This window comes from Pristimantibacillus sp. Z349TD_6, from assembly GCF_056173205.1.
This window is the reverse complement of record NZ_CM149662.1, coordinates 3,490,357-3,510,573: the sequence shown is the minus strand read 5'-3', so window position 1 is coordinate 3,510,573 and position 20,217 is coordinate 3,490,357. Positions and strand designations below refer to the sequence as shown.

The 20,217-nt window shown below is 44.5% G+C and carries 21 protein-coding genes; 5 read left to right on the top strand and 16 right to left on the bottom strand.

Annotated features, from left to right (window positions below):
• Positions 1–107: 107 nt before the first annotated feature.
• The 7 genes from AC0VYE_RS15015 to AC0VYE_RS14985 form a co-directional block, all read right to left on the bottom strand.
• Positions 108–974 (bottom strand): PHP domain-containing protein, encoded by an 867-nt coding sequence (locus AC0VYE_RS15015; RefSeq protein ID WP_441912258.1) that lies wholly within the window; start codon positions 972–974, stop codon positions 108–110.
• Positions 965–1,876 carry a selenium metabolism-associated LysR family transcriptional regulator gene (locus AC0VYE_RS15010; protein ID WP_076268257.1) on the bottom strand — a complete coding sequence of 304 codons (912 nt, stop codon included), beginning with the start codon at positions 1,874–1,876 and terminating at the stop codon, positions 965–967. The genes AC0VYE_RS15015 and AC0VYE_RS15010 overlap by 10 nt, the downstream gene beginning before the upstream one ends.
• A 132-nt stretch (positions 1,877–2,008) precedes the next feature.
• Entirely contained in the window at positions 2,009–2,434 is a 426-nt protein-coding gene (locus tag AC0VYE_RS15005; protein ID WP_475449579.1) for a hypothetical protein, read from the bottom strand.
• A 287-nt stretch (positions 2,435–2,721) separates the two neighbouring features.
• Positions 2,722–2,985 (bottom strand): YlbG family protein, encoded by a 264-nt coding sequence (locus AC0VYE_RS15000; protein ID WP_053375618.1) that lies wholly within the window; start codon positions 2,983–2,985, stop codon positions 2,722–2,724.
• 199 nt (positions 2,986–3,184) lie between these two features.
• Positions 3,185–3,679: a YlbF/YmcA family competence regulator gene (locus AC0VYE_RS14995; RefSeq protein WP_076268255.1), complete on the bottom strand. Its 495-nt coding sequence runs from the start codon at positions 3,677–3,679 to the stop codon at positions 3,185–3,187.
• 70 nt (positions 3,680–3,749) lie between these two features.
• Positions 3,750–5,795, bottom strand: coding sequence for a helicase-associated domain-containing protein (locus tag AC0VYE_RS14990; RefSeq protein WP_475448917.1), 2,046 nt, complete (start codon positions 5,793–5,795; stop codon positions 3,750–3,752).
• Entirely contained in the window at positions 5,792–7,492 is a 1,701-nt protein-coding gene (locus tag AC0VYE_RS14985) for a DNA repair helicase XPB (RefSeq protein WP_076268253.1), read from the bottom strand. The genes AC0VYE_RS14990 and AC0VYE_RS14985 overlap by 4 nt, the downstream gene beginning before the upstream one ends.
• A 200-nt stretch (positions 7,493–7,692) precedes the next feature.
• Between AC0VYE_RS14985 and AC0VYE_RS14980 the strand changes: the two genes are divergently transcribed.
• Entirely contained in the window at positions 7,693–8,538 is an 846-nt protein-coding gene (locus AC0VYE_RS14980; protein WP_076268252.1) for a thermonuclease family protein, read from the top strand.
• 58 nt (positions 8,539–8,596) lie between these two features.
• On the opposite strand, the gene AC0VYE_RS14975 is transcribed toward AC0VYE_RS14980, so the two are convergent.
• Positions 8,597–9,079, bottom strand: a complete 483-nt coding sequence (locus tag AC0VYE_RS14975) for a CBS domain-containing protein (RefSeq protein WP_179089805.1) — start codon at positions 9,077–9,079, stop codon at positions 8,597–8,599.
• 28 nt (positions 9,080–9,107) lie between these two features.
• Positions 9,108–10,304, bottom strand: coding sequence for an amidohydrolase (locus AC0VYE_RS14970; protein ID WP_475448914.1), 1,197 nt, complete (start codon positions 10,302–10,304; stop codon positions 9,108–9,110).
• Between the two features lie 284 nt (positions 10,305–10,588).
• Here AC0VYE_RS14970 and AC0VYE_RS14965 point away from each other — a divergent pair, with 284 nt between their 5' ends.
• Positions 10,589–10,933 carry a YugN family protein gene (locus AC0VYE_RS14965; RefSeq protein ID WP_076268251.1) on the top strand — a complete coding sequence of 115 codons (345 nt, stop codon included), beginning with the start codon at positions 10,589–10,591 and terminating at the stop codon, positions 10,931–10,933.
• 10 nt (positions 10,934–10,943) lie between these two features.
• Positions 10,944–12,092 (top strand): putative lipid II flippase FtsW, encoded by a 1,149-nt coding sequence (gene ftsW, locus AC0VYE_RS14960; RefSeq protein WP_475448912.1) that lies wholly within the window; start codon positions 10,944–10,946, stop codon positions 12,090–12,092.
• Positions 12,093–12,142: 50 nt separating this feature from the next.
• Here ftsW and AC0VYE_RS14955 read toward each other — a convergent pair whose 3' ends face one another.
• Together AC0VYE_RS14955 and AC0VYE_RS14950 are read right to left on the bottom strand one after the other, a co-directional pair.
• Positions 12,143–12,526, bottom strand: coding sequence for an Asp23/Gls24 family envelope stress response protein (locus AC0VYE_RS14955; RefSeq protein WP_076268249.1), 384 nt, complete (start codon positions 12,524–12,526; stop codon positions 12,143–12,145).
• A 111-nt stretch (positions 12,527–12,637) separates the two neighbouring features.
• Positions 12,638–13,180 carry a hypothetical protein gene (locus AC0VYE_RS14950; RefSeq protein ID WP_475448910.1) on the bottom strand — a complete coding sequence of 181 codons (543 nt, stop codon included), beginning with the start codon at positions 13,178–13,180 and terminating at the stop codon, positions 12,638–12,640.
• A 205-nt stretch (positions 13,181–13,385) separates the two neighbouring features.
• Here AC0VYE_RS14950 and cax point away from each other — a divergent pair, with 205 nt between their 5' ends.
• Positions 13,386–14,444 (top strand): calcium/proton exchanger, encoded by a 1,059-nt coding sequence (gene cax / locus AC0VYE_RS14945; protein WP_076268247.1) that lies wholly within the window; start codon positions 13,386–13,388, stop codon positions 14,442–14,444.
• 30 nt (positions 14,445–14,474) lie between these two features.
• Here cax and AC0VYE_RS14940 read toward each other — a convergent pair whose 3' ends face one another.
• From AC0VYE_RS14940 to AC0VYE_RS14920, 5 genes are all read right to left on the bottom strand, one after another.
• Positions 14,475–14,762: an Fpa/YlaN family protein gene (locus tag AC0VYE_RS14940; RefSeq protein ID WP_054028048.1), complete on the bottom strand. Its 288-nt coding sequence runs from the start codon at positions 14,760–14,762 to the stop codon at positions 14,475–14,477.
• Positions 14,763–14,898: 136 nt separating this feature from the next.
• Positions 14,899–15,141 carry an HPr family phosphocarrier protein gene (locus AC0VYE_RS14935; protein WP_076268246.1) on the bottom strand — a complete coding sequence of 81 codons (243 nt, stop codon included), beginning with the start codon at positions 15,139–15,141 and terminating at the stop codon, positions 14,899–14,901.
• A 138-nt stretch (positions 15,142–15,279) separates the two neighbouring features.
• Positions 15,280–16,395: an aminopeptidase gene (locus AC0VYE_RS14930; protein WP_475448907.1), complete on the bottom strand. Its 1,116-nt coding sequence runs from the start codon at positions 16,393–16,395 to the stop codon at positions 15,280–15,282.
• A gap of 35 nt (positions 16,396–16,430) precedes the next feature.
• Positions 16,431–17,168: a hypothetical protein gene (locus AC0VYE_RS14925; RefSeq protein WP_475448905.1), complete on the bottom strand. Its 738-nt coding sequence runs from the start codon at positions 17,166–17,168 to the stop codon at positions 16,431–16,433.
• 123 nt (positions 17,169–17,291) lie between these two features.
• The gene (locus AC0VYE_RS14920; protein ID WP_256710895.1) at positions 17,292–19,265 is read right to left on the bottom strand and encodes a sensor domain-containing diguanylate cyclase; all 1,974 of its coding nucleotides are present in this window, start codon (positions 19,263–19,265) and stop codon (positions 17,292–17,294) included.
• Between the two features lie 332 nt (positions 19,266–19,597).
• Between AC0VYE_RS14920 and rpsD the strand changes: the two genes are divergently transcribed.
• Positions 19,598–20,200, top strand: a complete 603-nt coding sequence (gene rpsD / locus AC0VYE_RS14915; RefSeq protein WP_054028044.1) for a 30S ribosomal protein S4 — start codon at positions 19,598–19,600, stop codon at positions 20,198–20,200.
• Positions 20,201–20,217 lie beyond the last annotated feature (17 nt).

Below are 20,217 nucleotides of genomic sequence, written 5' to 3'. Positions count from 1 at the left end.
AAGAGGCAATCCAAAGGTTATAAGCCCTTAAGATTGCCTCTTTCATTAACAATTCGTTTCATTGCATAGTAAAGCGTTAACTTCAAGTCCTCAGATTGCTAAGGTCATCATCCTGAAGGCTGAAGCTGCTTTAGCACACTTGCATTTACGGTACGGCTGCCCACCTCGCCATGAAATACAACGCCTTGACGCGATCCATGGAAATCCGATCCACCTGTAACGATCAGATTGAAGTCCGCTGCAAGCTGCCCGTATCTTTGCTCTTCTTCCGGTCCATGATCCGAATGGAACACCTCGATGCCCTGCACACCATAGCGAACCAGCTCTTCGACTAAAGAATCATTGTTGTATAAACCAGGATGTGCAATAACACTTGTGCCTCCTGCTTCTCTAATCCAGTCAATCGCCTCAAATGGAGTCAATCTCGGTGGATTGACATACGCCGCGGCGCCGGCAGCCAAATAACGATCGAAAGCTTCCTTCATATTTTGAACGAAACCCTTTTGAATAAGTGCAGCAGCAATATGCGGGCGACCAATACTTACTTCCGCTGCCTGCAGCTCTTCCTTCGAGCTTTCACCATGAGCCGCAGCGATAACATCATCCATAGACAGCACAACGCCAAGCTCATTTAATTTAGTTATAATCATTTCATTCCGTTGATCTCTTAGCCCGCGCAAACTCGAAAGACGCGATAACCACTTCTCGTCGTCATTATTCGTGTAATAACCGAGAATATGAATATCCGTTCCTTCTGCCACCGTGCTCACCTCAACACCGGGAACAACCGTAATGTTTAATCGTTCGCCTTCAAGCAATGCTTCAGCTACACCAGCCACCGTATCGTGATCTGTAATAGCAATCGCAGCAAGCCCTGCTTCTTTGGCTAGACGAACATTATCCGCGGGGCTTTGCATGCCATCAGAAGCCGTCGTGTGCGTATGCAAATCAGCAAGTCCGTTCATTAGAGCCATTGCTGCAAATCCCTCTCTCTCAAAAAACTTAGAAAAGTAACAGCTGATATCGGCAATATAGCCGATTTTAAGTATATCGAATAAAACTGTCGTTGGAACTTGGAATCCGACACTTTAATCATTCGAATTAAATCAAGCGCAACTTCATGTTTGACAGAGGAAGATGAAATAAATGATATGCCAAGGCCTGCTTCAACAGCAGATTTGACAGCGCCAGTGCTGCCCAGCTCCATTACGATTTTCATCGATGCAGGATCTATATTTTTTTTCCTCAGCTGCTCCTCCATGACAAGTCTTGTCCCCGAACCTTGCTCACGCAGCACAAACGGATATTCCATCGCTTCTTCCAATGTAACCGATTCTCGATCGGCTAATGGATGCGATTGCGATACGATCAATCTAAGCTCATCGCTCATTACCGCCTCCATATGCATATCGGGATGATTAACAGGAGCTTCAATTAATCCAAAATTAAGCTGATGATTCAAAATATCCTCCATAATTTGCGATGTATTCATAACTTTCATACTAATCGAAATATGCGGATATTCCTGTCCAAAAGGACCAAGCAAGCGCGGCAGAATATATTCACCTATCGTTAAGCTCGAACCGAGCTGCAATCTTCCCTTAAGCTGCTTCGTGAATGCTGACATCGCTTGATCTGTATCTCGTATAAGATCGATGCTCCTCTGCGCATAAGGCATAAGAGCCCGTCCAGCTTCTGTAAGCTCGATTCGCTTCGTTGATCGCTGAAGCAGCTTCGTGCCAAAATAATCTTCCAGTGACTGCACTTGCATCGTAACGGCTGGCTGAGTCATATGTAATGATTGCGCTGCAGCTGAAAAACTGCCGCGTTCCGCAACCGTGCAAAATATGTGCAGTTGATGAAAATTAAGCGCCATCGTTCAATCATCCTTTCTTCTGGTGCTTATTATACTATAAACCTTGTACAGAATCTTACAACACGCACAAAAAAAGCGTGCAATCTGTTTTAGGATTGGACGCTCCACTCTTTGATATATAGGTACAAAGTCTCATTTTCTTTTTCTGCTGCTTTTGACGAGAGTCATGCGCCGTGAATGGCGAAGCCACGAATAGTAGGACTTTAGATCCCTTAGCTCGATTGTTTCTGACATGCGCCCAAGGAAAGTTACTATGATCATTTTATGTAGCGGAGTTCCGGTTATATCCGTTTCTGTCATCGAGTCCGCAAATTCAGCAACAAATACGAGATCGTCGTCAATTAAATAAACGTCCTGCTCATTGCGGTAATAAGGCTCGATGCGGCCTTGTTTCAAGCATTCCCATAAATATTCAGCTATATCTTCATAACCGGTTTTCTTGCTTTCTATCCGGTCAAGCCAACGACTTTTGGCATGGTTTGTAATAACGATATCCGCTACTTTTTTGTCACCTAGATCAATATAAAACGACTCATATGTGTTCCATCTTCTCGTCATTCTATCTTTCACTTCGCAACCTACTCCTTCCAAAGAACCAGGGCTTTTATACTATGAATTTAATTCCATTCTATCACGATTGTCCGAGATTACAACAAAAAATTAAAGTCCGACCATTTTTGTAAGTTTTTGGCTATTATAATAAAAAAAAGACGTTTCTCAGTGTTATTGCACACCGTGAAACGTCTTTTAGTGCATGTTTTGAAGTTTTTACCAATATTTCCTTCGTTATGCGATTGATTAGCTTTACGAACAACGTCATCAGACGAGTGTTTTCGACTAAACCTTTACAAACTATAAAATCTAGTTTTATCTTCGCTGTCTTTGCTGTACTCTGTCTTAATCTCGTTTCGATAAGATCGTTCAATCTTCCGTACGTACGAGAGCTTCCCCATCTGCCGCACAGCCTCTTCAGAGCGTTCCGCATTCATATACATCACAACGTAATGCATCTTCCGCGACATATAATGAACCGTCCCGAACCTCTCCAGTGACCTTGCCGCTTTCAAATCACTTACCCAAACGATATAACCTGTTCGATCCGGTAGCATCTTTTCCCTCCTCAAAGGTTTGCGTAGCAAACCTCACTTCGTAAGCATCTACTTAGGTTTGCGTAGCAAACCTCACTTCGTAAGCATCTATTTAGGTTTGCGTAGCAAACCTCACTTCGTAAGCATCTACTTAGGTTGGCGGAGCAAACCTCACTTCGTAAGCCCATGCTTCTTCCTTGTTCGCTCTTATGGCTTCAACTTAACCGCAACCGCCGCTTCCACAGCTGCATGAGCCGCCGCTTCCACAGCTACCGCCGCCGGCAGCTTTTTCATTGCCAGGCACTTTAATATTGTCCGAAACGGACTCCGCTATCGTGCGGGATACATCATAAAGCATTTCATCGACGATCTGCTCGGCTAGCTTGAAGCGGCGAACGCTTTCAATTTCGCTTAGCTCTCGTTCGATTTGCTTCACTTTGTCTTTCGCTTCGTTGTAGTCAGGATGAAAGCGCCCGAATCGTTGGCATTCCTCAAACAGTATCTTCGCTTTATCGAACCGTTTGGTAATTTGCTTCACTTCTTCATCTTCATTCACAGCAGACTTCCAATATAAATATTCGGCAACTTCCGCCGATTGATTAATCGAATCACCTAAATCATAGGCGCAAAGCAGCAGCGACGCCATATCGAGAGAAGAAACGCCGCCTTGCGGTTGCTCCAACTGAATAGCCGTTAAACCTTCAGCAGTTGGCATTTATCCACCTCTTTCCCATTCGCTAAATTCTACACTATCATATCATATTTAATTAGCCAATAGATAGAGATTATATTGGGCTGCCTTGACCTGGTATCACTAAGCACATCTCTTCCCACATATCAGGAGTCAGCCTGATCTGCTCTCGCTGCGGGTCATCACGCAGCAGCCCGACGACGGCCCATCCGTCGCCTTGCTGCTCAAGCTTCTCAGGCACAAATGAACGAAGCTCTCTTTCCATGCGAAGCTGAACAGGCGTTTGCCATTGCAATGCCTTCTCGATTAATTCTTTTCTTGTCGAATGATGGTATGCACGCAGCTGCTTTGTCCACATGGAAGGCACAAGCTCCATTTCAGAGAACAAAAGCGGTTTTTTCCTAGCCTCTAAATCACTGAGTTCATAATGATGAAGCGGAAAAGCTTCATAAATATAAGAAGGAGCGGGTATTTTTGATTCCTCCTTCGGCAGAAGCTCAAGTAAGCGCAATCCCTCTATATCGAAACTAACGTATGGGTAATTATATTCGTCATTCGCAAATTCTGTCTGAACCATTTTGCGTGCGGGATATCCTGCTTTTTGCAAACATGCTCGAATCTCACTTATACGAGACTTTTCAACAATGAAATCCAAGTGACCAAGCTTCTCCATCAATAAAGGGGCTACACCAGAATCATTTTCCACTATTGCCGCCATCTCTTCACTATCGCAGCGCAGCAGCGCAACTTCGGCGAAGAAAGTACGGCTAGCACGGCTCGTCCATACTTCGAACAGAGCGATTACCGTAGAAGGCAAATGATTTTCGCCTGATGCCTGCTCAAGAAAGCTTTGAATGGAGGCTCTTGATCTTCCTTGCTCCAGCGCCCTTGTAATTGATGCCGCTTCAAGACGGTAAACAGAAACCTGCTCATCTGATTTGCGTTCAGCTATCAGCTCCAGCTCCCACCTTATCCAGAAGGGACATTCTGGTTGTACAATCAATTCCCCATTCGGTTGAACGGTTACAATTGCATCCAAATCTTGTACCTGCACCGGAGAATCTTTACGTAATGGAGCAGCTGCTTTCCATCTAAAAAAAAACTCATTGTCCGCTGCTTGCTGACAATCTACCAGCTCCATCCAGCCTAGATTATGCCATAAACCGAACCAGCTTGGCCTTGGTTGATTTCGATTTATGTTTTGCTCCTGGCCTATATCGGCAACGATACGATTCTCATGAAGCCACATATCCGCACGCTGATTTGAATACCATTCACCTGCTTGAAGGCTCGTCAACGAGGCAGCTAAATGGGCATTTCCACCTGCGGTTGGAAGTAGCAGCGCCAAGCACCAATTCATTAATTGATATTCTCGCACAGTCTCATCAAGCATAAGCCATTTTCTAAGCTGGTCATCATTCCATTTCAATGCCCCATTCACTGCTGTTAACAGTCCAAATGCAAAACCCGCTTCCAAAATGAAGGCAACCTGTACGGGATAAATATCCGAGTAGGACCATTTTAGATCAAATGATTTAAGACAGCATTCCTCCAGATCTAAAGCTTGCAGCAGCTTAGCGATCGTTTTTTTGGGAAGCGTGCCGTTTGTCGTAAGCGATAAGCCGCTCTTCCCCAATAACGAAAAGGCACTGAGCAGCTGTCTGCCAAGCGGCCTGCAATAAGGTCGCATGACACCATTCATTAGTCTTTCCCTCTGTTGCTCAGTCAGCACCTCAGCTTTGTATGGGAATAACATCCTCTGCCACACTGCAAAACATTCTACAGGCATAAAATACAGACTCTCTCCCCATACTTTATGTACCGTAAATAATACGCCCCATTCCTCAAGTTCTGCCAATGCGAGCTGACATTCCGCCCCTGAGAGGCCTGTGCTGTTCCGAAGAACTTTAAGGAGCCGTTCTCCGTCTGCGGGAGCAGCTGCAAAATAACGCAGCATTTCCGTCAATACTTCCGCTGCATACGGCGAGAGCATAGATACAGCTTCTCGGATTGTCTCATCATCTACCGCTGCTTCTCCCCATGACAGTCCTCTTTGACCAGCTGTCTGCCATAGCGGTCCCTGCATCATATGATCCAAGCGCTCTGCAGATAACTTGCCTAGCAGCTGTTTCATTTTCATAGAGCAGCAGCCTCCTCAAGCTTGTCCTCATCATGAGGCAAGCTAAGTCTCTCGTAGTGATACCCTTGCTCCAGCATAAAAAGCTGTCTTTTCATCGCAAATTCCGTTTCCTTCGTCTGATCCGTTACAATGGTATAAAACCATGCGCAATTGTTAATCGCTTTTGGCCGCAGCAATCTCCCAATCCGCTGCGCTTCCTCTTGTCGTGAGCCAAAGCTGCCGGATAATTGAATGGCTACGGAGGCATCAGGCAAATCCACTGCAAAATTAGCTACCTTGGATACGATTAACACTGATATGTCGCCTGCTTTAAAGCTGTCATAAAGCGTTTGTCTCTCGAGCTGCGGCACCTCTCCCGTCAGCAAGGGAGCGCCAATAACTGCGGACAGCTCGTGCAGCTGGTGCAAATACTGGCCAATAATTAAAGTCGGTTTGCCTGCATGCTCCCGCAATAGCTGCTCTACAACTTTGATTTTTGCGGGATTTTCCGCAGCCAATCTGAGCTTGGAACGCGCAGAGGCCTGTGCATACAAAGCCGATTTACTTCTATGTAGTGGAACCCTAATCTCCGTGCAAGCTACTGCTGCTATATACTCGCCAGCCTCGGCTGTCTTCCATTGCATGTCGAACTGCTTTGGACCTATTAATGAATATACATCCTCAGCACAGCCATCCTCACGTACGAGTGTCGCAGTTAATCCAAGCCGTCTTGTCGCTTGTATATCTGCAGTCATCCGGAAGACTGGAGCTGGCAGCAAATGCACCTCATCGTAAATAATTAGCCCCCAATCCCGTTCGGAGAACAGCTTCATATGGGTAAAAGGAGACTCCTTGGATTTGCGATGCGTCAAAATATTGTAAGTTGCTATCGTAACAGGGCGTACCTGCTTCAATGTGCCGCAATATTGACCAACATCCTCATCCAACAGCGACGTTTTATCCAGCAGCTCGTCTTTCCATTGTTTTACGGAGGTAGAATTAGAGGTAAGAATAAGCGTTGCTCTGCCCAAACGAGCCAATGCGGCTATACCCACAATGGTTTTACCCGCTCCGCAAGGCAATACGATTACGCCGCTTCCTCCTTCCACTTTGCCTTCCTTATAAAAAAGCTCGACAGCAGCCTGCTGATAGTCCCTTAAATCAAACAAACGATTTCGCAGCGTATGCTTCCTCAGCTCTACCGGGAGTTCCTCGCCCACATGATAGCCTGCTAGATCAATGACAGGATATCCAAGTCGTGTCAGCTCCTGCTTCAAGGCGCCTCTACAGCCTTCATCAAGCTCCCAAGCGGCATTAAGCCGTGCTTTTACCCAGCTTGTTATTGACGATTGTTCCGAAAGCTCATCCAAAATAGCTTGTTCTCCGTGCAGCATCAGTTTGTTCGATTCCGTAGACAACCACAGCTTGCCATATCTGCTAATCAGTTTGCGAATCATTACCTCCGCTTGAAATGGCAGCTCGTATCTGCTGTATTCTGTTAGCCAACCTATGATTTCTTCTCCAGTAATTCCAGCCGCTGCTGCATTCCAGAGAGTCAAAGGTGTCATTCGATAAGTATGGATCGCTCCAGCTCTTCTAATTGCATCCATGAAGAGAACGAGCTTATCTCTAGCTTGCTGTGCATGCGGCTTGCGTTCATCAAGCAGAACCATTAAGTCTGATTGCACAATTAATGGCCGATCGTTTGGATGCTGCATCATTCTCCTCCTTCATAAATTCATCAAAACGGCCTCTCAAAAAAATAACCTAGATTTTTCTCTTCCTCACAGTATGAAGAAATTAACACAATTTTATGCTTTAAGTATCTGGACAACTGCGCGATTTTTATGTTCAAGATGTGTTATAGTAATAAGAAGATTGTATTTAAACTGCAAATTGGGGTGGAGGTACCGCATCTATGAAAAGAATTATAATCATTCTCCTCATGCTCATTTGCATGCCGCTTGCCGGTTGTACGGCCATTTCCGAGCTTTCTTCGAACGTTATACAAACCAACCAATGGTATCAGGTAGCTGGCTTTATAGATGGTGATACTTTCAAAATCAAAACAGGTTCTAGTGAAACGACGATTCGACTACTTTACGTAGATACGCCGGAGACCAAGAAACAAGATAGTCCAGCCGATCCATTCGGACCCGAGGCTGCTGCCTTCACTGAGACGCTTCTGACAGAGTCGCAAGAGGTTAGGCTTACCTTCGATAAGGAGCTTAAAGATCGCTACGATCGTACGCTCGCAATCGTGGAGCTGAAGGATGGACGAATATTAAACGAGGCACTTATTGAGGAAGGTCTTGCGAAGGTGCTCATCATAGAGCCTAACGTCAAGATGGAAAACGCATACAAGCAGCTGGAGCAGCAAGCTGAACAAGCTAAGCAAGGTTTATGGAGTAATGATGCCGAAATTAATCACACAAGCTTCCCTGTAAAAAAAGCGGCGCGAAGCGGCATTACGATTGAGGTGGACAAACAAGCCGAGCTTGTCACTATAACGAATACAACGGATGATGCCATTCAAATGAAAGGCTGGAAGCTGGTTAGCGTTCGAGGCAATCAAACCTATCCGTTTGGCCAATATGTCCTGAAAGCACAGAAAAGAGTAGTCATTTCCTCAGCAGATGAGGTGCGTTCATCAGATGATGACCTGCTCCTTTGGGGAGCAACAAATATTTGGAACAACAAGGAATCGGATCCTGCTGAGCTTTATAACGAATACAATGAATTAGTAGCTGTATGGGAAGACTAATAACAAATAAGGCTGTCCAAGCGCGTTTATCGACGCACTTAGACAGCCTTTATTTATATTAATGAACCATTGGAGGAGCTGCTGAATACTCTCGCTCCGAAATAGAGCTAAGCGCCTCCCCGGCTTCATCAGCAAATATATCTCGAACAGCAAGATCCCCGATTGCCAGAATCCCTACTAGTTCTCCATCATCCACAACCGGAAGTCTGCGTATCTGCTTAGATGCCATCAGCTCCGCGGCCTCATCGGGAGATGCGTCAGAAGTTATCGTAGCCACATCCGTACTCATTACCTCAGCTACTGCAGCTGAGCCAGGATGCTTCTCTGCATATCCTTTTACGACTAAATCTCGATCAGTGACTACCCCTATCAGCTTCTTGCCATCTACAATTGGAATAAATCCGATATCATGCTCCTTCATTTTTAAAGCAAGCTCGTATACATTATCAAGCAAAGTCGCTGTGACACAATCTGTCGACATAATTTGTTTTAACGTTTTCAGCGGAAATACCTCCTCGATTATAAGTACGAGGTTTAGCATAACCTTTTTAGAACCTGAGCATCCCCTCTTATGCGGTTGAAACAACTCCGCTCGCATATTCCTCAGCCATACCAATCAGAAGCCTTGCTGCCCGCTGCATCGCTCTCTCGTCAATGTCGAATTTAGGGTGATGATGCGCATACGTTGCACCGCAGCTCTCATTGCCAGCACCAACAAACATAAAGCAGCCTGGCACTTTTTCCAAGTAATAAGAAAAATCCTCAGCAACCGTAATGGCTTCCGAACGCACAACCGCGCTTTCACCGAACAGCCTTTCGCCGACCTTGAAGAAACGTTCAGCCTCTTCTTCATCGTTTACGACGGGCGGATAACCAATCCTCATCTGATAATCGAATTCCGCGTCATGCATTTGGCATATATGCGTGACAAGCGACTTGAGCCGGTCATGTATCATCATTCTCGTCTGCTCGTCAAACGAACGGACAGTTCCTTTTAATCTGCAACGTTCCGCAATAACGTTATTGGTCGTACCTGCTTGGAAAGAACCTATAGTCACCACAGCCGGATGAAGCGGGTTCACATTGCGGCTTACAATGGATTGGACGGATTGCACAAGCGTTGAACCAATCATAATCGCATCAATTGCTTGATGCGGCAATCCCCCATGACCGCCTCGTCCCACAATATCAATTACGAATTCATCCGCAGCAGACATAAAGGCTCCTGGTTTGGACGACACCAAGCCATAAGCAAGCGGCGTCCACAGATGAACGCCATAAATGACGTCAACTCCATCCAGTGCTCCATCCTTTATCATCGGCATTGCTCCGCCAGGTGTAACCTCTTCGGCTGGTTGGAACAACAGTCTGCGCTCACCGCAAATAGCGGATCGATTAGCCGAATAATAAGACGCAATCGCTAGAAGCGTAGATGTATGTGCATCATGACCGCATGCGTGCATAACGTTTGGCACCTTAGACGCATACTCGCATTTTTTCTCATCTTGAATAGGAAGTGCATCAATGTCAGCCCGCAGCGCTATGACTGGGCCTGGCTGATCTCCCTTAATGGTTGCAATTAGTCCATGTCCGCCAACGCCTGTCTGAACCTCAATACCCAGCTCGCTTAATTGGGTAGCAATCCAGCTTGACGTTACTCGTTCATGAAACGAAAGCTCAGGATATTGATGAAGATGTCTGCGCCAATTAATCATTTTTGGAAATAGCTGCTCTAGCTGTAGATCTACGATATCCTCTGTTTGCAAATCGCAAACCCCCTTACATTTTCAAAAAAACTACGAATCCTATCATGCCATTTAGTTTACCAGATGAACGGCTTAATTAGGAAGCAAATGCATCACTAAATCGTTAGGAATATTAGTTTTCTTCAAAATGTCACTTTTGTTCACAACAAGGGGTGGGAGTAAGGGTTGCGCTTGCTGGGGAAACATACTATCATGAGAAAAGAATGTACAACTCTGTCTTTTGAAATGGAAGCATATGCTAGTAAAGTCAGTTTTGCTTCACAAAACCTTTGGGAGGAACTACCATGATTATTGAAAATACCGGCTTAAACGGTGTTAAAAGCGAACTTGACCACTTAGACGAATCTGCTGAAAAAGTTGGTTTTGTCCGTTGGCAGTGGGAATACTATCGCGCTACATACGACTTGAAACTTGAGGATCACGCGAGCGGATCCGATTATTATTTGAGAATTACAACAAGAGCCATTGAAGGTAAGCTTGAATCACCTCATGCCGTTCTAATTATCGAATCGGTTTATATCGGACGCTCCACTTTCCCGCATGGTCTTGAGTATGAGTCCCCTATTCCACAGCCAATTATGAGTACGGCGACGCAAAGACTTCAGCAATTGAAACAATTGTTAGCGTAACGGTGCTGACATGAAAGCCACGCAGAACGGTAGCCGTGGAAGACCGGACTTTCTGCTTCTCATTTTAACTCTTCTGCTCGTTGGCTTTGGGCTTGTAATGGTATTTAGCGCAAGCTCAAGTGTCGCTGTCGTAACAGAAGATGATGCCATGTATTTCACCAAGCGCCAGTTCATGTGGGCTGGCCTTGGCATAATGGTTATGTTATTTATGATGAATTTGCGCTATCAGGTTTTCAAACGCCTTTTCATGCTATTTTTCATTCCAGTAGTCATCATGCTCATACTCGTTCCGTTTATTGGTACGGAGATCAATGGTGCACATAGTTGGTTCGGGATAGGTTCACTTGGCATACAGCCAACAGAACCAGCCAAGCTGGCCATCATATTGTATCTTGGTGCTCTTATAACGAAGAAGGGCGATAATTTTCGCAGCTTCAAAAAAGGGCTGCTGCCGGTTATCATTATCGTCGGCTTCGTTTGCGGCTTGATTATGATGCAGCCCGATCTTGGTTCCACCTTAGTGCTTGCTGCATGTGCTACGGTCATGATTATGGCTGGCGGTGCCAATTTAAAGCAGGTATTTATGTCTGGAACGATTATCGGCCTCTTTCTCACCGTCATATTCAGTATCTCGATGGCGATTGATCCAAAACCTTGGAAATACCGGATTGATCGGCTTACCGTGTTTAGAGATCCGCTCAGCGATTCTCAGGATACAGGCTGGCATCTCGTGTCGTCACTGCAAGCCTTTGGTCACGGCGGTTTAACCGGTGCCGGATTCGGTGAAAGCGTCCAAAAGCTGCATTACCTGAAATATCCCTATAATGATTTTATTTTTGCAATCATTGGAGAAGAGTTAGGCTTTATTGGCAGCGCCCTCTTCTTGCTCTTTTATTTATTTTTCTTATGGCGTGGTCTTATCGTTGCACTCCGCTGTCCTGATCATTACGGCACAGTTGTTGGTGTTGGCATTGTCGGCTTGATCGCCATTCAGGCTTTTGTCAACATAGGCGGCGTTACTGCTGCAATACCGCTGACAGGTGTTACACTTCCGTTCATAAGCTATGGCGGATCATCCCTGCTATTTTGTCTAATGTCTATCGGCGTATTGTTAAGCATATCTAGGGAAGCAAATCGTGTAGAACCTACAAAGCGCTAATGGAATCAAAAAAGGGTGCCTCTTTTTATAAAAGAGGCACCCTTCTTTATTTACTTCAATCGCTGCTGCTGAACTTCTTCCAGCTCTTCTTCTTTAAAGGCAACGCCTTCTACCTTCACATTCACTTCAACAACGTGCAATCCTGTCATATTCTCAACAGATTCACGAACATTCAGTTGAAGCTGACGACATACCTCTTGAATCGGAATGCCGTAATGAACAATAATACGAAGATCAATGGCCGCTTCCGTCGTTCCTACTTCAACAGATACACCTTTTTGCACGTTCTTTCCGCTCAGCCGTTTGGCGAGTCCTTCGGAAATTCCGCCCGACATTGCCGCAATGCCTGGCGTTTCAAGCGCTGCGAGTCCAGCTATCGTTGCTACTACATCATCAGAGATTCGGATAAGACCCGTTTGAAGTTCTTCTGTCATGTGACTCACTCCTCATTTTGCCATATAGGCTTATTATAGCAGACGGACATAACCACAGCAAAGCTGAGTGTTAAAAGCTTTTGTGAACAAGGCGCTATTTGAACTAAATGCTTATAAATTGATAATTCTTCCACCATTAGCGCTTGCTAGTTTTTGATTCACCGTCGTTACGAAGGAGTAAACCTTAAACATATTAATGTTAGCAAGCATAACAATTTCCTTTAGCTCCGCGTTCTCGTCTTTGTAATTGATAACGAGATACAAATGTTGATTTTTTTTCGTCCATGAAGCTTTTGAACCAGGCATATCATTAATAATCGTTCGACCAGCAAGGCTTCTGTCGAATTCCGTAAGGTTTTTATCCGTTTTGAGAACGACAGCCCTTATTCTGTCGGCCGGTATTTTAAAGAAGGTATTAGTTAATATCGTCTCAATCTGCAGCCCCTCATTAAAGGCTAATATTTTGCAATTCTCACCAATGATGCCAAGACCTTGATGATGGATAGCAAGAGTGAAAGCATAAGCCCCTCTCCTAAAAGCATCACGTTCAAGCCGTTTATTGTATCTTGAAGTTGCCACCAGTAGATAGATCAAACCCACGATTAAAAAAATAATAAGTAGTACCACGATTATAGCTACCCATATCATTGCCATAGCTAGGCCCCCATTCAATCCTTCACACTATTATCATTCTACCAACTTTCTCCAATATGTGACAATAACTTTATCTCCCCGTTTATTTCTCCATGAATCAGATAAACATATCCAATACACCTTTTAACTGGTAAAGTTTACATGCTTGCTTATTTCCGCTATAGTATTATCAGGTTTTCAGCAACTATTTGAAGAGGTGAACGCTTTGAATCAAAAATGGTTTTTCTCAGGGTTAATCCTCATGTTTGCACTTAGTGCCATCGGTCATTACGCCCACTGGGATAACACAGTTCAATTTATCATTTCAGCCATCGCGATCATCTTTGTGGCCGGTTTTCTTGGTAAAGCCACGGAGAGTGTCGCACATTATGCAGGTCAAAGGCTGGGGGGCTTCCTAAATGCAACCTTCGGAAATGCCGCAGAGCTCATCATCGCGATATTTTTGATTAAAGCGCAGCAATTCGATATGGTAAAAGCGAGCTTGACAGGAGCTATTATCGGAAATCTATTGCTCGTTTTGGGTCTTAGCATATTGCTTGGCGGGTTGAAATATAAGGAGCAGCAATTTAACGGCCGATTAGCTGATCACAATTCTACGCTTATGATCATGGCTGTCATTGGTCTTTTTGTGCCAGCTGTATTCGTTGTCTCAGAGAAGTTTTCGTTTGAGAAGGATCAGTTTTTAAGTCTTGCTGTTGCGGGAATTCTGATCTTAGCTTATATTTTGTGGCTGGTGTTCTCCATGGTTACTCACAAGGATATGCTCTCTGATGTCGTCATGAATGCAGATCACGGTGAAGAGCCTGCCTGGTCAAAAGGAAAGTCAATCTTCTTCCTCCTCCTAGCTACCGTTATGGTGGCCTTTGTGAGTGAATGGCTTGTACATACCCTTGACGCATTCAGTGCGAAATTTGGCCTGTCTGAGCTGTTTATAGGGGCATTCGTAATCGCTATTGTCGGTAACGCGGCTGAGCATAGCGCTGCTGTGATGCTGGCTATGAAAAATAAGATCGGCGCTGCTGTAGAAATCGCGATCGGCAGCAGCTTGCAAATCGCTTTATTCGTAGCGCCTGTGCTCATTCTCGTTAGCAGCTTATTTGGAAACACGATGGATATCGTATTCACACCTATCGAATTAACGGCCATCGGCGTTTCTGTCTTTATTGCCAAATCAGTATCGCGTGATGGACGTACGAATTGGTATGAAGGCGTGCTGCTTATTATGGTCTATGTCATTCTCGGTATTGCGTTCTACCTTGTGTAAACAAAAAAAAGAGTAGTCTCCATTCGGAGGCTACTCTTTTCTTTCCAGTGCTTCGTATAGCATAGCTAAATTCCGCTCTAATCTACTCACTATTTCCTTGCCAGCCAGCTCTGCAATGAGTCCGGCGCGAACAGCAAAGTCAACCTCTCGCGAGAATCCATACATTTGTGTATCTAGCACTTCTTCGTAAAGTGGACATTGACGAGTAGTCAAGTTTTCCATCTGAACTTCGATTAGCTTTTCTATTTTACTCGCATCTTCCTGAAGGAGACGAAGCGCTTTCTCATGCAATTGTACCGTAATTTCCGGTGAAGACATCGTTTTCCCCCCTGTGCGCGTATCCGCCGTCTTCTATACCACTATATTAGACGAAATAGAGCGATTATACAAGGTCAAAACAGAAAAGCACCTCTTCAAAAGTGAAGAGGTGCTTATTCGTTAAAAATATGATCTACTAATCCGTAATAACATTAACATTTAAGTTGTGCTTAGCAAATACAGCAGCCATTGCTGCTTTTGCTTCCTCAGCATCCGGTCCGTGTACATGAAGTTCGTACGCATGTCCGCCTACTAGTGTAGTGAAAAGTCCGAGGATGCTTTTTACATCAATATATTTGCTCTCGGCTTGCAGAACGATGGATGAAGTGAATTGGCTAGCCGTTTGGGAAATTTCTACGATTGCTGCGTTGTTGGACATGGGAGATCCCTCCAGTTAAATTAGTAAAGCTTACCTTTGTCACCATGATAACCCGAAAAGAAGCATCCAGCAAGAGGTAAAATGAAAAACGCTTTATTTTCCATTTATTACATAGGAATACGATTCGAGCGTAATTGCTTATTTGAGGTTTTCAGCATTTAACCCTTCAAGCTCTGGAATGACGAAAACGCCATCTTTGCGAATAAGTACATCATCGAAATAAATTTCGCCGCCGCCGTATTCTGGGCGTTGAATAAGTACGAGATCCCAATGAACAGCGGAACGGTTGCCATTATCCGTCTCTTCATAGGCTTGACCTGGCGTAAAGTGCAAACTGCCGGCAATTTTCTCATCAAACAAAATATCATTCATAGGATGCAAAATATGCGGATTAAATCCGATTGCAAACTCACCAATATAGCGAGCGCCTTCATCCATGTCTAAAATTTCGTTCAAACGAACATTGTCATTGCTTTCTGCTTTTACGATTTTGCCGTTTTCAAATGTCAGTGAAATATTCTGGAACGTAACGCCAGAATAGACGCTAGGCGCATTGTAAGTAATCGTACCTTGCACCGAATCGCGAACCGGAGCTGAGAACACTTCTCCATCGGGAATATTTCGGTGGCCAGAACATTTTTTCGCTCCGATATTCTTAATCGAGAAGCTTAAATCCGTGCCTGGCGATACAATCCGCACTCGATCTGTTTCACTCATCAGCTTCTGAAGCGGGTTCATCGCTGCATCCATTTTGGCATAATCCAAGTTGCACACATCAAAATAAAAGTCTTCGAAATCTTCCGTACTCATATTGGCCAGCTGAGCCATGGATGGGCTCGGGTAACGCAAAACGACCCATTTTGTTTTTTTAACGCGCTGTTCGGAGTGTACCGGATTTCTATAAATTTGATCATATAGGCGCATATTGGCATCAGGAATTCCAGCAAATTCATTCACATTATCTCCTGAGCGTACAGCGATATATCCTTGCATATTTTTCATCCGCTCCAAATCAAGCGACGACCAAAGCTCCATTTGCTCCTTCGTAGCATGCTTCAGCAAAGTACGAAGAACAGAACGATCGCTCGATTCTACAAACGGCCTGCCGCCCCGCCTTGCAACCTCTTCTATTAAACACTTGGTCAGCTCTCTTTCTGAACCAACCATGTCAATTAGCACATTTTCCCCTGCTTGAACATCGATAGAATATTCGACTAAATTTCGCGCTAGCTTTTGCAACCTTGGATCACGCATGTAAAATTCCTCTCCTTCTAACTTTCGATCATAAACTAATCCATCGTAACACGTTTATGCATCTGCTGAACAGTGTTGCTCAACGCACCGTTAAAGGATTGAAACCTTACTGTCGTGTATCTTGATTCAGAAAATGGACGTTTGTTATAAGTGTACTGAAAGGATGTTTTCTCTTCCATCTTCAGCGGAAGCAGCTTCGTGCGGTCGATAACGAGCTCATACTCCGTGGTCGCCTGCATGGTCGAAAGCATGGCATCAAGCTGGCTGCGCGATCGTGCCAATTCCTCCATCCATTCTTGGTGAAAAGGCTTATCTTTGGAAGGCATGTTTGCTCCAAGCTGATCTAGCTGCTGCCGCAAACGTTGTTCCCATTTCTCCTTTGAAACCTTTGCATTCTCAGTAATCAACAGCGTTACGGTTTCCTCATCGTTGCTTCCGTTTACGATCCGAACCTCATCATTGGACTGATTCAACGTCTCAAGCACCTTTACTGGATTCCAATGCATCGTTTCCTGACTATTCGTCTGCAATGTCAACTGCTGATGATCCACGACCTTGCCTTCGAACACTTCCGGTTTAAAAGCTAGACCACCGTCTGTCTTTATGCTCATCGACCCTGTAAAATCATATTGATCCGTTGCGGCAAGCCCCGAATAAGACAAAGACAGCCATTCCTCAGGTGATCGATGTTTACCCACATTTCCGCAACCGGCAATCGAGAGCATGAAAACAAGCGTGACCACGATTACGCTAATTGCTTTCTCTTTTTTCATATGCTTACCTCCCGTTCAACATATTCTATAGTAGCGTCCCTAACCTGCAAGCTCATTATTCCAAATAGGAACAAAAAAAAGGATGCTGCAATTAGCATCCTTCTCTTTATAATGTTCATGATTTTAGTTTTGACCAACAATGATGCAATTTCTTCCATTATGCTTAGCTTCATAAAGCGCCATATCTGCACGATAAAATAAAGACTCAACGCTTATTTTCTCATCCTCAAACTTCCATTCGGATACGCCGCAGGATACGGTTACGACAGGATCCGTTTCCATCTCCACATGCACCCGTATTCGTTCGGCGATGCGGTACGCTTGCTCAGCCCGAATGCCTGGCAAGTAAATCGCAAGCTCTTCACCGCCCCAGCGCGCGGCAATATCTCCCTGCCTGATCGATCCTCTAATAATATTGCTCACTTGTATGAGTATACGATCGCCAACTTGATGTCCATACGTGTCATTGATGCGTTTAAACAAATCGATATCCACAAGAATAAGTGAGCCGAATGGATCTTTGCGCTGACGGTTTTGAATTTGTTCATTTAAATAGTGGCGAGCATGCAAGCCAGTTAAGTTATCAGTTATAACCATCCGGCGCACTTCAGCGTGCAATGAAGCATTCGTTACAGCAAGTCCAATGTGCGTGCTCATCACTTGAAGCAATTTATAATTATCGTAGGAGAAAAAATTTGGCGCTTTATGTGTAATTAGAATAACGCCAACGACCTCTCCATCAACCATTATGGGTGAGGCGATAAGCGATCTTGAACCAGTATTATCCATAAGCTTGGACGTTACCACACGAGTATGCCAGTAATCGGATATGATCATCGGCTCCTTGGTTCGATAAACCATCCCGCAAAACCCATAATCGGGCAAAAACTGTTCGCTCGTCAGGGAAGGAAAATTACTGGACATGACGATGAATTGATTTTGTTCTTTGTTAAGCTGCAAAACACAGCAATAATCCGCATCAAATATCGTTAAAAGCTCTGTGGTAGCAAATTGAAAAATTTCTTTGAGCCTAAGCGACTGGTTTAATCGTTTCGTAAGCTCATTAATTAGTCGCAGCTCATTAATAAGCAGATTAGACTGCTCATACAGCTTCGCATTCTCGAAGGCTGATCCCGCAGTATCCGCCAGCAGCAGGAAAGCAGGCAAGTCTGCTTCATCCCATTTGCCTGGACCTATATACAAACAAAGCACACCATACGCGGCTTGTTTGCCGTTCATTGGAACAGCCAGCCTAAGCGTACCGTCTCTGTCATGCTCCGTAACCGATTTGCCATTCAAAAAAGCCTTGGTGACGAGATCATGCTCCAAGTTTTTGAAAACAAGCGGCTTTACACGCGGATCACCATTTAAGTGGTCCTGCGACAAATACAAATGAACTTCCGAGTTTGGATAGAGCTGTTCAAGGCTGCTAAGCAGTTCCGATAGCACCGATGCAACATCGATTTGATCATAAAGCCGTTTGGCTGCTTGAAACAAAGAATCTCTTCTATTTGCTTCCTGCTCAGCCCGCTGCTGCTGCAAAAGCAAATCCTTGACATAAAGCTGTTCAAACTTATGGTAAAAGCAGCTGCGAAAATGCAATGAGCACATTTGAAGCTGCGCGATGTCCTTCTGATAACCAATTGGAGACACATAAGCAAGAATACAAAAAACAGCACCATCGCCTCGCCTATGAATAGGCACTGCTGCTGTAAATAGATCATCTGCTTCATTATGGCAAGATAAACCGCTGCTTAAAACGCTTTGGACAACCTTTGCAAGCGCAGCATCGCGTTTCTCGCAAGCCTCAGCGTCATAAAGACCTTCAGATGAGATCTCTTCCGCTTCATTATTGAATAACACAAATTCACCAGACTCAAATGAGGCTAATCCTGATGTTTCACTTACCCACTGATTGAAACTGTCTTGGAACAATGGTGATAGCAAGGGCTTGTCCGCATCGCTAATATCTTCGCTGATGAACCAAATCGGTTGTGACTCTGCTGATGTATCCACAATTGTTGATGTTTTACGATATGCAAAATTGCTATTCATTCGATCAACCATGCAGCCCCAACCCTTCCATCTGTCAACCAAGGTGATGAGCTTCCTATTTTCACTTAATATTACAATCATCATACTCCATTTTTGAGAAATTTGCACTACTATGTATTTAAAATATAGGTCTTTCGATGTGTTTCAAACATCATTAAATTTCCTTAGTGAACCTTGACAACAGCTATCTATTTCATATATTATTTATTGATGAATAGATGGGCGTACGGTTTTGTGTCACCCTCATGAAATACGTTCACTATAGGCCAGCGGCTGACTAGCCTATCAGGGACGAGCTTGCTCGAACATTGAACGTATTCGGCGAAACACAACCCCATTCACAAATTTATTTGATGAAGGAGTTAATATTACGTATGTCACGTTATACAGGACCTAAATTTAAACTAAGCCGTCGCCTTGGAATCTCTTTGAGCGGAACGGGTAAAGAACTTGCAAAACGCGCTTTTCCACCAGGTCAACACGGCCCTAACCAACGCAGAAAAATGAGCGGTTACGGCGTTCAATTGCAAGAGAAACAAAAGCTTCGTCACATGTACGGTTTGAACGAAAAACAATTCCGCAACTTGTTTGACAAAGCGGCAAAAATGAAAGGTAAAGCCGGTGAAAACTTCATGGGCCTCCTTGAAAGCCGTCTTGACAACCTCGTTTACCGTCTTGGCCTTTCCAACTCCCGTGCAGGAGCTCGTCAGTTGGTATCACATGGTCACGTAACTGTAAACGGCAAGAAAGTGGATATCGCTTCTTACAGCGTTTCTCTTGGCGATGTAATCGGTTTGCGCGAGCGCAGCCGCAGCCTTAGAACAATTAAAGAAGCTATGGAAGGTCGTCATCACCTTCCGAACTACTTGGAGTTCAACGATCAAGCAATGGAAGGTAAATTCCTTCGTCTGCCTGACCGCGGTGAGCTTTCCCAAGATATCGACGAGAAACAAATCGTCGAATTCTACAGCCGTTAATAAACAAAAAAACCTTG

Coding starts and splice junctions, on each gene's coding strand:
- AC0VYE_RS14965 (WP_076268251.1), top strand. CDS start 10,589: ATGATTATTGAAAATACCGGCTTAAACGGTGTTAAAAGCGAACTTGAC.
- AC0VYE_RS15010 (WP_076268257.1), bottom strand. CDS start 1,876: ATGGCGCTTAATTTTCATCAACTGCACATATTTTGCACGGTTGCGGAA.
- AC0VYE_RS15000 (WP_053375618.1), bottom strand. CDS start 2,985: ATGCTACCGGATCGAACAGGTTATATCGTTTGGGTAAGTGATTTGAAA.
- ftsW (WP_475448912.1), top strand. CDS start 10,944: ATGAAAGCCACGCAGAACGGTAGCCGTGGAAGACCGGACTTTCTGCTT.
- AC0VYE_RS14935 (WP_076268246.1), bottom strand. CDS start 15,141: ATGTCCAACAACGCAGCAATCGTAGAAATTTCCCAAACGGCTAGCCAA.
- AC0VYE_RS14955 (WP_076268249.1), bottom strand. CDS start 12,526: ATGACAGAAGAACTTCAAACGGGTCTTATCCGAATCTCTGATGATGTA.
- AC0VYE_RS14950 (WP_475448910.1), bottom strand. CDS start 13,180: ATGGCAATGATATGGGTAGCTATAATCGTGGTACTACTTATTATTTTT.
- AC0VYE_RS15005 (WP_475449579.1), bottom strand. CDS start 2,434: ATGACGAGAAGATGGAACACATATGAGTCGTTTTATATTGATCTAGGT.
- rpsD (WP_054028044.1), top strand. CDS start 19,598: ATGTCACGTTATACAGGACCTAAATTTAAACTAAGCCGTCGCCTTGGA.
- AC0VYE_RS14980 (WP_076268252.1), top strand. CDS start 7,693: ATGAAAAGAATTATAATCATTCTCCTCATGCTCATTTGCATGCCGCTT.
- AC0VYE_RS14990 (WP_475448917.1), bottom strand. CDS start 5,795: ATGAAAATGAAACAGCTGCTAGGCAAGTTATCTGCAGAGCGCTTGGAT.
- AC0VYE_RS14985 (WP_076268253.1), bottom strand. CDS start 7,492: ATGCAGCATCCAAACGATCGGCCATTAATTGTGCAATCAGACTTAATG.
- AC0VYE_RS14930 (WP_475448907.1), bottom strand. CDS start 16,395: ATGCGTGATCCAAGGTTGCAAAAGCTAGCGCGAAATTTAGTCGAATAT.
- AC0VYE_RS14940 (WP_054028048.1), bottom strand. CDS start 14,762: ATGTCTTCACCGGAAATTACGGTACAATTGCATGAGAAAGCGCTTCGT.
- AC0VYE_RS14995 (WP_076268255.1), bottom strand. CDS start 3,679: ATGCCAACTGCTGAAGGTTTAACGGCTATTCAGTTGGAGCAACCGCAA.
- AC0VYE_RS14925 (WP_475448905.1), bottom strand. CDS start 17,168: ATGAAAAAAGAGAAAGCAATTAGCGTAATCGTGGTCACGCTTGTTTTC.
- AC0VYE_RS14975 (WP_179089805.1), bottom strand. CDS start 9,079: ATGCTAAACCTCGTACTTATAATCGAGGAGGTATTTCCGCTGAAAACG.
- AC0VYE_RS15015 (WP_441912258.1), bottom strand. CDS start 974: ATGGCTCTAATGAACGGACTTGCTGATTTGCATACGCACACGACGGCT.